The sequence below is a fragment of the Deinococcus betulae genome, from assembly GCF_020166395.1.
Classification (GTDB): domain Bacteria; phylum Deinococcota; class Deinococci; order Deinococcales; family Deinococcaceae; genus Deinococcus; species Deinococcus betulae.
Map to the genome: position 1 here is coordinate 1 of NZ_JAIQXU010000010.1, position 13748 is coordinate 13748.

Consider the following 13748-nt stretch of genomic DNA (forward strand, 5'->3'; position numbering starts at 1 on the left):
CCCGAAGTACAGCTAAGGGGGACAGGGAGAATTGTGATTCCTGGGCAATCTGGAAGGGGAGAATGGCGGTCCTGTCCGGTTCACGCCCAACACCAGCTGTATTCCTGCTCGCTTCACTCGAAAAGCATCCGTCTGAAGTGCAGCTATCCTGCGCCCCAACGGTTAAAGGAGGGTTGATAGAAAACACCGGCCCTGGCAGAGATGCCAGGGCCAGTGTGGGGCAGGGCTTTTACTTGCTGGTCAAGCGGTCGGGGAACGACTCGGTGGTCAGGCGGGCGACCTGCGTGTCCAGATACTTCTGGGCGGCGTCGCGAGCCAGCTGCTCACGAATTAGGGGCGCGGCTTCGGTCAGGGGAACCAGGCCGGCGGCATTGCGCTTGGTCACGGTCAGCACGTGCCAGCCAAACTGGGACTGCACCGTCTGCACCTGGCCCACCGGCCCAGTAAAGCTGGCCTTGTCGAAGGTTTCGACCATCTCGCCCTGGCCAAAGCAGCCCAGGTCGCCGCCCTGCGCCGCACTGCCAGGGTCCTGGCTCTTGTCGCTGGCGATTTTGGCGAAGTCGGCGCCGCCTGCAAGGTCCTTGACGATGGTCTGAGCCTCGGCCTGGGTGGGCACCAGAATGTGCTTCACGCAGGCTTCGGCCTCGCGGGTAAAGCGGGCCCGGTTGATGCTGTAGTAGCTGCCTACCACCGCGTCCCCAAAGGTAAAGCGCTTCTGGATGCCTTCCAGATACGTGCCTACGACGCCCTGCCTCTCCAGCTCGGCGCGCAGGGCGTCGGCGCTGGCGTATCCGGTGGCGGCCAGCGCCTCGGTGAACTCGGCCTCGGATTCAAAGTCGGCGCGGGCCTCTTGCAACTGTTCGTCCAGTCGGGCGGCCTCAACCTTGTTGCCAGCGGTGCGGGCCAGCTGGTACACGGCGCGGTCCCGCACGTATTGCTTCAGGAATTCAGGCCGGGCGTTCGCGAACTCCGTCAGGTAGCTGTCCTCAAAGGGAATGCCCTGCGCATTGACCACGCGGGCCGCTGCCAGGCGAAAGGCGCGGTCAAATTCGCCCAGCGTGATGGTCTCGCTGCCCACCCGGGCGACCACGGTGGCGGGGTCAGCGGCCGGGGTGGTCGTGGCGGGGGCCGGCGTGGTGGCTGGGGTCGTGGTGGCCGGGGCGGCTGGTGCCGGCGTGGCGGGCGTCGTCTGGGCCAGGGCGGCGCCAGACAGCAGCGCCAGGGTCAGCAGGATTTGTTTCATCCCTGCACTTTAGCGTCCTCTTTGCGCCCTTCTATGATGGCCGCGTGATGACGCTTTGGGGCAGCGGCGCTACAATCCCCCGCGTGCGCCTGACCCTGCAAGAAGCCACCGACCCGCGCGTGTACGACGACGCCGTGCGGTCTTTGCCCATCACCAGTGCCCTTCAGGGCTGGGGCTACGGGGAAGCGCGGCGCGTGCTGGGCCAGACCCCGGTGCGTTACCTGATTCAAGGCGGCGGCCGCACAGTGGGCGCCCTGCAACTGATTCGCAAGCGGCTGGTGCCCGGCTTCTCGACGCTGTACGCCCCGCGCGGTCCGGCCCTGGAGAGCCTGGACCTGCTGCCCGCCGTGGCCGACGCCGTCAAAAAGATTGCCCGGCCAGGTGACGCCCTGCTGAAAATCGAGCCGCCCGTGCCGTTTCTGGCCGACGACTCGGTGGTGCTGCCCGAAGGGTACGGCCCCTTTCGCCGCGCCGAGAGCGAGCAGCCTGAACACACCATCGTGGCTGACCTGACCCGCAGCGAGGACGAACTGTTTTCGGGCCTGCATTCGATGGCCCGGCGCAACGTCCGCACCGCCCAGAAGATGGGGGTGGTGGCTGGCCGCGACGACGACTTTGACGCTTTCTGGGAGATTTTTACCGCCACCAACGAACGGGCCAAGCTGGGCGCCTTTCCGCGCGCCTACTACGAAACCATGCTGCGCGAGGGGAATGCCCACGGCGGAGAAGCCTACATCGTCCTCTCGCGGCACGAGGGCCGCGCTCTGGCCGGCGGTTTTTTCCTGGCGATGGGCAAGGGGACGTACTACCTGTTTGGTGGCAGCGTGCGCGACGACCGGACCCAGCCCGACGGCAGCCCCGTCAAGGACGCCAAAGCGCCCGACGCTTTTTACTGGAACGCCATGCTGGACGCCCAGCGCCGGGGCTATGAACTCTTCGACTTCTGGGGGATTCCGCGCCAGCTGGACGAGGAGAAGCACTCGTTTGGCGTCTTCAAAATGAAACTCAAGTTCAGCGAGCAGCGCGTGTGGTATCCCGCCTACGACCTCAACCTGAATCCGGCGGCCCCCGCCATCGTCAAGGCCCTGCGCTGGCGCAAGACCCAGAACAATCTCCGCAAACGCGGCAGCGCCGACGACGTGCTGTAAGGGGCGGGAAGCAGGGAGTGGGTTGTAGGAAGTAGGAAAAGAGGAGAAGCGGTTGGCGGGGTGCAGGACAAAGACAGTGCCTGAGCGGGTGGCCTGGCTTCCTGGGTCTTATACAGATTCCGCTGAATTGCAGCGCAGCCGAAAAGGCACCGTCTGCGCTTCCATATCGCGGAATCCGCATCTGTTCCTGCTCGCTCTCCTGCGGAGCTTTTCAAGCCTGCTGCGCAGCTTTCCAAGTCTGTCTTAATCTGCTGGTTGGGCTTCCTGAGCCTTTTTGACCACCACGCCCCGGAGACCCAGGCTCAGGGCAAAGGCCACGGCCACCAGGCCCAGGGCCAGCCAGTAGGCGCGGCGCAGGCCCTCGGCCAGCTCAAAGCCGCCGGCCTCAATCGCCGCCGGGCCGATCAGCAGCGCCATCAGGGCCACGCCCAACGCGCCGCCCATCTGGCGGGCAAACAGCACGCCGCTGGTTACGGCGCCCAGTTCGCTGCGGGCTGCCGACTCCTGCGCGGCCAGCAGCAGGCTCAGCATGGCAAAGCCCATGCCCATGCCCACCGCGAAGCCCAGCGCACTGGTCACCCACAGCGGCGCGTGAACCGCAAACAGCAGCGCCGTGAACATGACCGTCAGCACGGCAAAGCCCGCCTGGGCAATCCGGGTCAGCGGCACGGTTTTTACGAGGCGCGCCGTGACGATGGCCGTCAGCGTCCAGCCCACCAGCATGGGCGTCAGAATGGCCCCGCCAGCGGTGGCGCCGCTGCCCGTCACGCCCTGGGCGTACAGCGGCAGGTAGGCAATCACGCCGAAGTAGGCCGCGCCGCCCAGCAGGTTGCCGGCGAAGGCCACGCGCGGCAATTTTTCCCGCAGCGCGCGCATGGGCAGCAGCGGTTCGGGGTGGCGGCGTTCTAGCCAGACGGCCCCGGCCAGTGTCACGGCGCCCAGCCCCACCAGCACCCACTGCCGTTGTTCCAGTCCCCACACCACCAGGCCGCTGCCCAGCGTGAACAGCGCGGCCCCGGCCCAGTCCAGGCGAGCAGGGCGGGGCTGTCCTGTTTCGGGCAGAAAGCGCAGCGCCAGCAGCAGAGCCGCGATCCCAAACGGCAGGCTGGCATAGAAGGTCCAGCGCCACGACGCCTGCTCGGTCAGCCAGCCGCCCAGCAGTGGTCCCAGCAGGCCCGACACGCCCCATACCCCCGAGATGAGGGCCTGTACCCGGCCGCGCTCTTGCAAGGCGTACAGCTCGCTGATCATGGTGAGGGTCAGGGGGAGCAGCGCGCCAGCCCCAATGCCCTGTGCCACGCGGGCGGCGATCAGGGTGCCCATGTCCTGACTGAGCCCGCACAGCGCCGAGCCCAGCAGAAAAATCACCACCCCCCACAGGTACAGCCGCCGCCGTCCCAGCAGGTCGCTGGCGCGGCCCCACAGCGGGCTAGAAACCGTACTGGCCAGCAGGTAGACCGCAAACGGCAGGGCATACAGGCGCTCGCCGCCCAGATCGCGGATGACGCTGGGCATGGCAGTAGCGACCACGCTGGCTTCCAGGGCCGCCAGAAACACGCCCACAATCAGGCCGGCGGTGGCCAGCTGGCGCACGCGGGGGGACAAGGCAGGAAGACTCACCTGCGCAGGGTACGCCTGCGGGGCAGATAAAGAGTGCATGACTGGCTTCACCCGCCCTGAATCGTTACAGTCGGCCCTATGGAACACAGCATGCATAGGCGCCCACTGGGCCGCACAGGCCTGAACGTCACAGAAATTGGCTACGGCGCCTGGGGGATTGGGGCCGATATGTGGAAAGGCGCCCAGGACGACGAGAGCCTGGGGGCCCTGCGCCGCTACATCGAACTGGGCGGCAACTTTATCGACACCGCAATGGGCTACGGCGACGGGCACAGTGAGCGCTTGGTGGGTCAGGTGGCCCGCGAGTACCCAGGCACCCTGGTCGCCACCAAAGTCAGCCCCCAGAACCAGCAGTGGCCCGCTGCGCCGGGGACCACGGCGGACCAGGCCTTTCCCGGTGAGTACCTGCGCCGCATGACCGACGCCAGCCTAGAACGGTTGGGTCTGCCCCGAATTGACGTGCAGCAGCTGCATGTCTGGAACGATTCGTGGTTGGGGGAGGGCGACTGGCAAGACGCCGTGGCCGACCTGAAACGCGAAGGCAAGATTGCCGCTTTTGGCATTTCCATTAACGACCATCAGCCGGACAATGCGGTTAAGGCCGTCGAGGCCGGCGCTGTAGACACCGTTCAAGTGATCTACAACGTGTTCGACCAGGCCCCACAGGACCGGCTGCTGGACGCCTGCCGCGCGCATGGCGTGGGCGTCATCGTGCGTGTGGCGCTGGACGAGGGCAGCCTGACCGGCCACATCACCCCCGAAACCACCTTTCCAGACGGCGACTGGCGCAACCGCTATTTCGGCGGGGACCGCAAAGAGCAGCTGCAGCCGCGCCTGCGCGCCATCGAGCGCGACCTGGGAATTGCCACAGACGGGCTGGCCGAGACTAGCCTGCGCTTCGTGCTGTCGCATCCGGCGGTGTCTACCGTCATCGTGGGTATGCGGAGCGTGCGCAACGTGGAGCGCAATGTCGCGCTGGCCGACGGCCGGGGCCTGGACGCCGAGGCCATTCATAAGTTGTACGCCCACCGCTGGGACCGCAACTGGTACGACCCCGCCTAAACTTCTCTCCTTAGACACCGCGCCGGGCTCCTGGCGCGGCTTTTTGCTGTAGGCCATGACGCCTATCGCATCCCTGCAGCCGCCCGACTACGCTGAACCTCCATGAACGACGACCGCATCCAGCGCTAAGGCCGCTGGCCCACGCACCTGCCGCGCCGCCCCGCCGTGCGCGACCCCTGGCATCGTCTCTCACAACTTCGGAGGTTCTTCCATGACCCTGACCGCCCCCCCGCAGGCGAGCAGCGCCCCCACTATGCCCCCACGCGACCTGAGTGGCCGCGACGTCGCCATTGACGTGCAGCACCTCGTCAAAGCCTTTCGGAAGCGCCAGGGGGGCACGCTGCTGCGCCCTCAGTTTTCCGAAAGCCGCGCGGTGGACGACGTGACCTTTCAGGTGCGCCGGGGTGAGATTTACGGCGTGCTGGGGCCCAATGGCAGCGGCAAGAGCACCCTGATTCGCGCCATGAGCACCCTGCTGATTCCCGACGCCGGCACCGTGGGCATCTTTGGCCTGGATGTGGTCAGGGACGAGGCGCAGGTGCGCCGGTTGCTGAACCGGGTGTCGGTGGACGCCGCCTTCTATAAAAAGCTCAGCCCGCGCGAGAATCTGCTGTATTCGGCGCAGCTGTATGGCCTGGACCGCCACGTGGCTGAGGAACGCGCCCAGGTGACCCTGAAGCGCCTGGGCCTCAAGGAAAAGGCCTTCTTCGAGCCGCTGGAGGAAATGAGCCGGGGCATGCAGCAAAAAGTCGCCATTGCCCGCGCGTTTCTGACCAGCCCTGTCATCGTGCTGCTGGACGAGCCCACCACCGGCCTGGACCCCAAATCGAGGCGTGACGTGCAGGAATTTGTGCTGGAACTGCGCGACGTGCATGACGCCACCATCATCCTGACGACCCATGACATGCCCGAAGCCGAGCGTCTGTGTGACCGCATCGCCTTTATCAGCGGCGGCAAGTTTGTCGCCGAAGGCACGGCCGAGGAGCTTCGTGGGCTGGTAGGCGAGGGCAAGACCCTTGAGGACGCCTTCATTGAGCTGACCGGCGAAGGGCTGGCTGAGCAAGAGGGCGAATGATTCCTGACCGTTCTAGTTCTCTGCTTCCTGAGGAGTGTCTATGACCATTCAAGCTGGCCCACCCTCTCCAGTGCCCGACCCTGCGCGGACCACGCCCGGTACCCTGGCCCACCAACTGCGCGCCGCCTTTGCCTTTGTCTTCCGCGACTTTCACCTGACCCGGCGCTACTGGTCGTGGGTGCTGGTCTTTACCTTCTACGACATGGTGTCAGCCGCCAGCATCATGCTCATTGGCGTGGCTGCAGGCGACCCGCGCCTGACGCTGACGCTGCTGCTGGGGGCGGTGATGTGGTCGTTCCTGGGGCGCCTGTTCGGCGAAATTGCCAACTCCATTTCCTACGAGCGCTGGGAAGGCACCATTGAGTACACCTTCATGGCGCCGGTCAGCCGCCTGACGCACCTGGTCGGGGTCAGCCTGTTTGCGGGGGCCTATGCCCTGCTGCGCGGCGTCCTGGTCTTCCTGTTCATGGGCATGTTCGTGGACATTGGCGCCAGCTTTGGGCAGGTGCTGCAGTGCCTGGTCGTCTTTATGGTCGCCAGCCTAGGCTTCATGGGGATTGGGCTGATGGCCGCCGTGCTGCCTGTCATGAGCACCGAAAACGGAGCGCAGGCCACCAACATCATTCAGGCGGTGTTTCTGCTGATCTCGGGGGTGTACTACCCGGTCAGCGTGCTGCCCGCGTGGCTTCAGCCGATCAGCGCGCTGTCGCCCGCCACCTACGCACTGGAGGCCTGCCGCAAGATTCTGGGTGTCAACGGCACAGGGAAGACCATTGAGGCCGGGATAGGGCTGGGTGGGGTGCTCCCCGAACTGGGGATTCTGTTGCTGTTTGGGCTGGTGACGATTCCGCTGGGGCTGGTGGTGTTTGGGCGGGCGGAGACGTGGGCGAAGAAGACGGGGAAATTGAAACGGGCGGGGTAAGGGGGTTGCCCCACCCCCCAGCCCCCATCCCCAGAGGGGACGGGGGAGCAACCGCTGCGCTCGGCAAGAGTTTCTACTGATGTCGGTTAGTGCGCTCTATATGTTCACGTGTCTGGCCTCGACGCCATCCGCTGCCCACGCGCAAGGGCCTGCGCGCTGCGCGCACAATGGCCTCGCCTGGACCTGGGCGGTAGGGGGGCAGGAAGGCGTGGTGCGTGCAGTGGGTTCTACTTTCAACAGCAAAATAAGGCGCCTCTGCTTTAGCGCCTTTCAAAAGTAGACCCTCGTGTTCTCAGCTTTCGTGCCTACCATCTTCACGGGGCAAGCAACGGAAGCCGTCGTGCGCGCAGCGCGCGGGCGTAAGACGATGGGCGGCAGGTGTGCCACGGCGTCCACCGCGTATAAAGTCCAGGCCTCTCCGCCGCGCCAGTCGACCCCTGCCTAGTGCCAACGTTGCTCCCCCTGCCCCTCTGGGGGAGGGGGCTGGGGGGTGGGGCGAACGAGGCAACATTTCTCATCCACCTAACCGGCGTAAGCTCTAAGCCTCAGGCCAGCCGTTTCTGCATCAGCGCCGTGCGCTTACACTTCGCCACCACCTCGCCACGCTGATTCAGCGCCCGGTGCTCCACAATCACAATGCCCGCGTCTGGTCGGCTGCGGCTCTCGCGGACCTCCAGCACCTCCGATTCGGCACGAATGGTGTCACCGTGAAAGACAGGTTTCGGAAAGACCACATCCGTCAGCCCCAGGTTGGCGACCAGCGTGCCCAGCGTCAGTTCATGCACGCTCAGGCCCACGAGCAGCGACAGGGTCAGGAGACTGTTCACCAGGGGCTGCCCGAATTCAGTCTGCGCCGCGTAGTCGTGGTCCAGGTGCAGTGGCTGCGGGTTCATGGTCAGCGTCGTGAAAAACACGTTGTCGGCTTCGGTCAACGTGCGCGTCACGCGGTGGCGAATCACCGTGCCGGGCGTCAGTTCTTCCAGGTAGCGCCCCTGCGGACGGTTCAGATCTTCATTCATAGGACACCTCGGAGGGTGGACAGTGGGGCGTGGTCAGGGGAGGAGCGGCAAAAGGCTCTGGCTTGGGCTCAGACTGCCCCACTGGCCGCTGCCTCCTCGTCACTGCCTGCGCCCGCAACAATGGCGCGGGCGGCGGCCAGCATCGGCTCGTCCACCATCTGCCCCTCAAAGGCGAAGGCGCCGTGGCCACTGAGGCTGGCGTCATGGGCGGCGGCCAGCAGCGCGCGGGCGCGACTCAGCTCGGCTGCCGTGGCGCCGAAAATGTCGTGGGCCAGGGTGACCTGTGCGGGGTGGATGCACAGCTTGCCGGCGTACCCCAGCGCGCGGCCCTGCGCGGCGTCCTCGCGGAAGGCGGCTTCGTCGTTCAGGCGCGTCACCACGATATCCAGCACCGGTACACCGGCCAGGCGCGCGGCCAGCGCCACCTGCGAGCGCGCGTACAGCACCTCCAGGTTGCCTGGGGTGCGCTGACCGCCCAGGTCCGTGGTGTAGTCCTCGGCACCAAAGTAAGCCCACGCCACCGCGTCTTCGCGCAGGATGTCAAGGGCGTGCCACACCCCCGCCCCGGTTTCCAGGCCCGCCAGCAGGGGGAGGCTCAGGCCCCTTGCCGCCAGCGCTTCTGCCACCAGCCGCACGTCGGCCGCTGATTCCAGCTTGGGCACCACCACCCCGGCCAGTTCGGGCGTCAGCACCGCCAGGTCACCTTCAAAGTAAGGCGAGTGCGGCGCATTCACGCGCAGAAACACTGGCAGGTGAGGATGGGCCGCGATCAGGTCCCGCGCTGCGTCGCGGGCGACAGGCCGAGCCGCCGCCTTCGCCTCGGCGTTGGCCGGAATAGCATCCTCCAGATCAATCACCACCGCGTCGGGGGCGCTGCGGGGCAGCTTGGCAATTAGTTCGGCGCGGTTGCCTGGGGCAAACAGCAGGCTGCGGGGGCGCAGGGATACGCCGGGCGTCATCCCCGGCCTCCAGAACGAACGTTTGTTCTCATAGCGGTCAGGATAACGGCTCAGGGCTAGGGGCTTTCGGGGCGTTGCAAGCGCAGTAGGGCCGGGGAGAGAAAGCCCAGCACGCAGACCAGGGTGCTCAGGACGCCGCCCACCATAAACACGCCGCGCACACCAATCCATTCGCCCAGCGGCGCGGCCAGGGCCAGCCCCACAGGTCCAGCCAGGCCCATCACCGTGCCCAGGAGGGACAGCACCCGGCCTTGCAGGTGGTTGGGCACGGTGGTTTGCAGCAGGGCCGTCAGCGGCGCGTTACCGAAAGCGAAGGCGCCGCCGCTGACCACCCACCACACCACCGCCAGCCAGAACCCGTTTGCCGGGGCCAGCGCAGTCAGCGCCACCGTCAGGCACGAAGCCGCCAGGGCCAGCAGCACGGTCACGATGGGCCGTTTCGGATTCAGGGCCGCCACCAGCAGGCCACCCGCAATCATGCCCACGCCGGAGAGGCCTTCCATCAGGGCCACCTGCCCGGCCCCGCCGCCAAAGTGCGTTTTGACCAGCAGCGGGGTCAGGGTAAAGGTCGGCATGATGGTCAGGACCACCACGCCCAGCAGGCCGTACAGCCGCCGCAGACCAGGGCTGCGCCAGACCACATTCAGGCCCTCGCGGAATTCGGCCCAGACGCCCCGGCGGTCTCCGGGCATCACCTGGGGCTGCGGAATGCGGTACAGCAGCAGCGGCACCACGCCCAGCAGCGCTGTCACCACGTCAATGCCCAGCGCCGCGCCCAGCGGCAGCACGCTGATCGCCAGCGCCCCCAGCGGCGCGGCGGCTACCGTCATGACGCCCTGAAGGGTCTGGTTGAGGCCAGCGGCGCGCGGCAGAAAAGCGGGCGGCACCAGCATGGCGGTGCTGGCGGCGGCGGCTGGCCCCTGAAACGCCTGCATAGCGCTGCGGACAAACATCATGGTGTAGACGTGCCACAGCTGCACGTTCCCGCTGGCAAACAGCCAGATCAGCACGCCCATGCACGCGGCGCTCACGGTATCGGCCCCAATCATCAGGGCGCGGCGGCTGTAACGGTCGGCAAAAGTGCCGCCCAGTGGGCCCAGCAGCGCCTGCGGCAGCAGCGCGGCCATGCCCGACACCCCCAGCGCGGCGGCGCTGCCGGTGGTGTCGGTAATCCACCACAGCAGCACGAACTGTGTCAGGGCCGACCCGATCAGCGACAGGGCCTGGCCACCAAAAATGGCCCAGTAGCGCGTGGCCCAGCCGGGACCAGGATGGGGGGTGCTGGCGGTCAGCGGGTCCATGCAGTCAGGGCCTCCCGGAGGTGCTGGGCCTGAACGGCGCTCAGGCGGGGCTGGTCGCTGCGTTCGGCCAGCCAGTAGCCGTCGCAGGCCAGGCGAACGGCGTGGGCCACCCCCGGAGGCAGGCCGTCGGCTTCGGCCTGGTCCAGCAAAAAGGTCTGGGCATCAGTCAGGGCCTGCATCAGCGTGGGCTGTTCGGTCAGGGGCGCCAGGGCGCGGTGCAGCGCCATGTCCTTCTCGCTGTCCTCGAACGTCAGGGTGATGTAGGCGCGCAGCCACGCGCCGGGCCGCTGGCCGTGGTTGGCACATTCGCGGGCATAAGCCGCGTCCAGTTCCTCCTTGAACTGCTCCACCAGCGCCAGGGCCAGCGCCTGAAGCAGCATGTCCTTGCTGGGAAAGTGGTGCAGCAGCCCCCCCTTGCTGACGCCAGCCGCGCGGGCCACCGCGTCCAGCGAGAGGGCTGCGCCCTGGTCCTGAACGACCTGCCGGGCCGCCTGGAGCAGAGCCGTGCGGGTGAGATCGGGCTGACGGGATCTGGGCATATAGATAAAATACCGTCTGGACGGTCGGTAAAACTACCCCCACTGGCCTGCCTAGTTCCACGATTGACCCCCGCCCGCCCCGCCCGGTACAGTTGGCCCCATGTTCGCGGCACACAACAACGTGAATGATGATCCCTGTTAGGGGACGTCTCGCCGCATACCGCGCCCCCGACCCCAGCACACGGAGTCGGGGGTTTTCCTTGAGCCCGCAGGAGGCACCCTCATGACCCAGACCGAATCTCAGCCCATCCACCTTCCCCGCACCCTGACCCGCGATCTGGCTGCGCACGACGGCCAGCAGGTGCGCCTGCAAGGTTTTGTTCATGCCCGGCGCGACCTGGGCGGCGTGCAGTTCGTGGTGCTGCGTGACGTCTCGGGGCTGACCCAGTGCGTGGGCAGTGGCCTGACCCTGCCGCTGGCCGAGAGCAGCGTGGAGGTCGTGGGCACCGTCAAGGCCCACCCCAAGGCGCCGGGCGGGTTCGAGGTGCAGATTCAGAACTTCCGCGTCATCAGCGCGGCGGTGGAGCCTGCCCCTGTTGAGATTCCCAAGATGGAATGGAACGTAAACCCCGAGACCATGCTGGACTACCGCGTGGTGACGGTGCGGGGCCTCAAAGAGCGCGCGGCGCTGAAGGTGCAGGCCGAACTGGTGGCGGCCTTCCGGGACCACCTGGCCGAGGAGGGCTTTACCGAGATCAGCACGCCCAAGATTGTCTCGGCGGGGGCCGAAGGCGGCGCGAACCTCTTTCCCATCGACTACTTTGGGCATCCGGCCTACCTGGCCCAGAGCCCGCAGCTGTACAAACAAATTATGGTGGGCGTCTTCGAGCGGGTCTTTGAGGTCGCGCCTGTCTACCGCGCCGAGGAACACGCCACCAGCCGCCACCTGAACGAGTACCTGTCCCTGGACGTGGAGATGGGCTTTATTGAGGACGAGGACGATGTCATGGCGCTGGAGAACCGTCTGCTGGCGGCTATCATGGAGCGCCTGAAAGCGCGGTGCGCGCCCGAGTTTGCGCTGCTGGGGGCCACCCTCCCCGAGGTGCCGGCCTACATTCCGCGCATCACCCTGCTCGACGCCCGCGCGCTGGTGACCGAGAAGTATGGTCACGCGGTCGGCGGCAAAGACCTGGATCCCGAAGCCGAGCGCCTGCTGTGCCAGCACTACGCCGAGACTGAGGGCAGCGACTTCGTGTTTGTAACCAAATACCCCCGCGCGGCCCGGCCCTTCTACGCCCATCCCGACGCCAATGCGGACGGCACGCCCAGCCAGGACCTGACGCGCGGTTTTGACCTGCTGTTCCGGGGCATCGAAATCACCTCGGGCGGGCAGCGCATCCATGACCACGCGATGCTGATGGACTCGATTGCGGCTTACAAACTGAATCCCGAGTCGCTGGCCGGCTACACCGAAGTCTTCAAGTACGGCATGCCTCCCCACGGCGGCTTCGCCATCGGCGCCGAGCGCCTGACCGCCAAGCTGCTGGGCATTGCCAACGTGCGGTATGCCCGCGCCTTCCCCCGCGACCGGCACCGGCTGACGCCCTGAGCTGGTCGGCGCTGACTGTGCTGGTCCCGCGCTTCGGGAGGCCTGAGGGCGGAACTCAGCGTGGTTGAGGGGTATGATCCTCAACCACGCTGAGGCGAACAGAGTGAGTCGCCGTCAGAGACAGCGGCGAAAGTGGAGTGGAGGGGCGTTGTTGGCCCCTCAATGGAACTGGTAGCCGCTATGGGGGCACTCCTCAAGAGCACGGACTCCCAACGCAAGAGAATTAAAAAGGTCGAAGAGTCTCAGGAGACGGGATGCCGACTTCCTTGGACTCTTTGCTACTCAGCCCTTTAGACTCCCTGCCTATGGAAGAATTCGCGCAGTTCAGTGTGGACGGTCAGCGGCTGTACGGCATGATGCACCGCCCAGAAGGCATCCCACCCGCACACGGCTGGCCCAGCGTGGTGATCCTGCACGGCTTTACAGGGAACCGGGGCGGAGACCACCGCCTGCTGCCGCTGCTGTCGCGTGTCCTGGCGGCGCGGGGGGTGGCGAGCCTGCGGTTTGATTTCCGGGGCAGTGGCGAGTCGCAGGGGGACTTTAGCGAGATGACTGTCTCGCGCGAAGTTCAGGACACCGAAGCCGCCTTTGAGTATGCGCGCCGTCAAGCGGGACTGGACCCCGAACGGGTCATGCTGCTGGGCTTCTCGATGGGCGGCCTCGTGGCGGCCCTGAGTGCCCCGCGCGTGCGCCCGCACCGGCTGGCGCTGTGGGCGCCGGCTCTGCCCGAACTGTGGTTGCCCTTCCTGCGCGGCGGGTTTCTGCCCGCCACGGTCACGGATTACAACGGCTGGCCGCTGGGCCGCGAATTCTTGCAGGAGATGACCCGCCTGAAGCCGCTGGACGCCGCGCAGGCCTGGGGCGGCGAGGCCCGCGTGTTTCACGGCGACGCCGACCAGACCTGCCCCCCCGAGTTTGGCGTGCGCTACGCCCGCGCCCTGGGCTGCGACGCGGTGGCTATTCCGGGCGCAGGCCACACCTTCGACTCGCTGGACGCCGTGGACATGCTCCACCGCGAGACCGCCCGCTTTCTGGCAAGCGGCTAAGAGATCGGTTGGGCTGGAGACCCTGCCTTTCTAGTCTTGGGAACAGAGGGCCTGAGAAAGGCTGTCTGGGACGAGCCTCTGGTGCCCTGGGAGAGAGTCACTCTCGATTGCACACGGGGTCGCCACCTGGCTATGGAGATTCGCAGTGATATGCAGTTTGACCGAGGCCACTCTCCCAGCGCGTTTGAGGCAGTTGCACTCAATGGCTCTGGGTACTGCTCCAAATTCTCCGTCCCAAACAGATAGAAGCAGCTCCGGCCAGCGC

Annotated in this window: 12 protein-coding genes; 6 read left to right on the forward strand and 6 right to left on the reverse strand. The window is 66.4% G+C overall.

From position 1 onward, the window contains the following. Positions 1-229: 229 nt before the first annotated feature. Complete coding sequence (locus K7W42_RS09200) at positions 230-1243, reverse strand: peptidylprolyl isomerase (RefSeq protein ID WP_224574151.1); 1014 nt, start codon at positions 1241-1243, stop codon at positions 230-232. 83 nt (positions 1244-1326) lie between these two features. Between K7W42_RS09200 and K7W42_RS09205 the strand changes: the two genes are divergently transcribed. Continuing rightward, a complete protein-coding gene (locus tag K7W42_RS09205) occupies positions 1327-2391 on the forward strand; it encodes a lipid II:glycine glycyltransferase FemX (RefSeq protein WP_224574154.1) in 1065 nt (354 codons plus the stop codon). 243 nt (positions 2392-2634) lie between these two features. Here the strand turns inward: K7W42_RS09205 and K7W42_RS09210 are convergent, their stop codons facing one another. Continuing rightward, complete coding sequence (locus tag K7W42_RS09210) at positions 2635-4050, reverse strand: MDR family MFS transporter (RefSeq protein WP_224574156.1); 1416 nt, start codon at positions 4048-4050, stop codon at positions 2635-2637. A gap of 39 nt (positions 4051-4089) precedes the next feature. On the opposite strand from K7W42_RS09210, the gene K7W42_RS09215 reads away from it, so the two are divergent. The 3 genes from K7W42_RS09215 to K7W42_RS09225 all read left to right on the forward strand — a co-directional run bounded on the left by K7W42_RS09215 (position 4090) and on the right by K7W42_RS09225 (position 7070). After that, complete coding sequence (locus tag K7W42_RS09215; RefSeq protein ID WP_224574158.1) at positions 4090-5073, forward strand: aldo/keto reductase; 984 nt, start codon at positions 4090-4092, stop codon at positions 5071-5073. 211 nt (positions 5074-5284) lie between these two features. Further along, entirely contained in the window at positions 5285-6148 is an 864-nt protein-coding gene (locus K7W42_RS09220) for an ABC transporter ATP-binding protein (protein WP_224574161.1), read from the forward strand. Between the two features lie 40 nt (positions 6149-6188). Then, entirely contained in the window at positions 6189-7070 is an 882-nt protein-coding gene (locus tag K7W42_RS09225; protein ID WP_198170585.1) for an ABC transporter permease, read from the forward strand. A gap of 545 nt (positions 7071-7615) precedes the next feature. Here the strand turns inward: K7W42_RS09225 and K7W42_RS09230 are convergent. The 4 genes from K7W42_RS09230 to K7W42_RS09245 all read right to left on the reverse strand — a co-directional run bounded on the left by K7W42_RS09230 (position 7616) and on the right by K7W42_RS09245 (position 10888). Further along, the gene (locus tag K7W42_RS09230; protein ID WP_224574164.1) at positions 7616-8089 is read right to left on the reverse strand and encodes a MaoC family dehydratase; all 474 of its coding nucleotides are present in this window, start codon (positions 8087-8089) and stop codon (positions 7616-7618) included. A 68-nt stretch (positions 8090-8157) separates the two neighbouring features. Beyond that, positions 8158-9048 (reverse strand): HpcH/HpaI aldolase/citrate lyase family protein, encoded by an 891-nt coding sequence (locus K7W42_RS09235; protein WP_224574167.1) that lies wholly within the window; start codon positions 9046-9048, stop codon positions 8158-8160. A gap of 56 nt (positions 9049-9104) precedes the next feature. Then, the gene (locus K7W42_RS09240) at positions 9105-10349 is read right to left on the reverse strand and encodes an MFS transporter (protein WP_224574170.1); all 1245 of its coding nucleotides are present in this window, start codon (positions 10347-10349) and stop codon (positions 9105-9107) included. Beyond that, on the reverse strand, positions 10337-10888 hold the full coding sequence (locus K7W42_RS09245; RefSeq protein ID WP_224574173.1) for a TetR/AcrR family transcriptional regulator: 552 nt from the start codon (positions 10886-10888) through the stop codon (positions 10337-10339). Before K7W42_RS09245 ends, K7W42_RS09240 begins: the two co-directional genes overlap by 13 nt. 223 nt (positions 10889-11111) lie before the next feature. On the opposite strand from K7W42_RS09245, the gene aspS reads away from it, so the two are divergent. Together aspS and K7W42_RS09255 are read left to right on the forward strand one after the other, a co-directional pair. Next, the gene (gene aspS, locus K7W42_RS09250; protein ID WP_224574176.1) at positions 11112-12437 is read left to right on the forward strand and encodes an aspartate--tRNA(Asn) ligase; all 1326 of its coding nucleotides are present in this window, start codon (positions 11112-11114) and stop codon (positions 12435-12437) included. Positions 12438-12742: 305 nt separating this feature from the next. Continuing rightward, positions 12743-13483: an alpha/beta hydrolase family protein gene (locus tag K7W42_RS09255; RefSeq protein WP_224574179.1), complete on the forward strand. Its 741-nt coding sequence runs from the start codon at positions 12743-12745 to the stop codon at positions 13481-13483. The last annotated feature ends 265 nt before the right edge of the window (positions 13484-13748 follow it).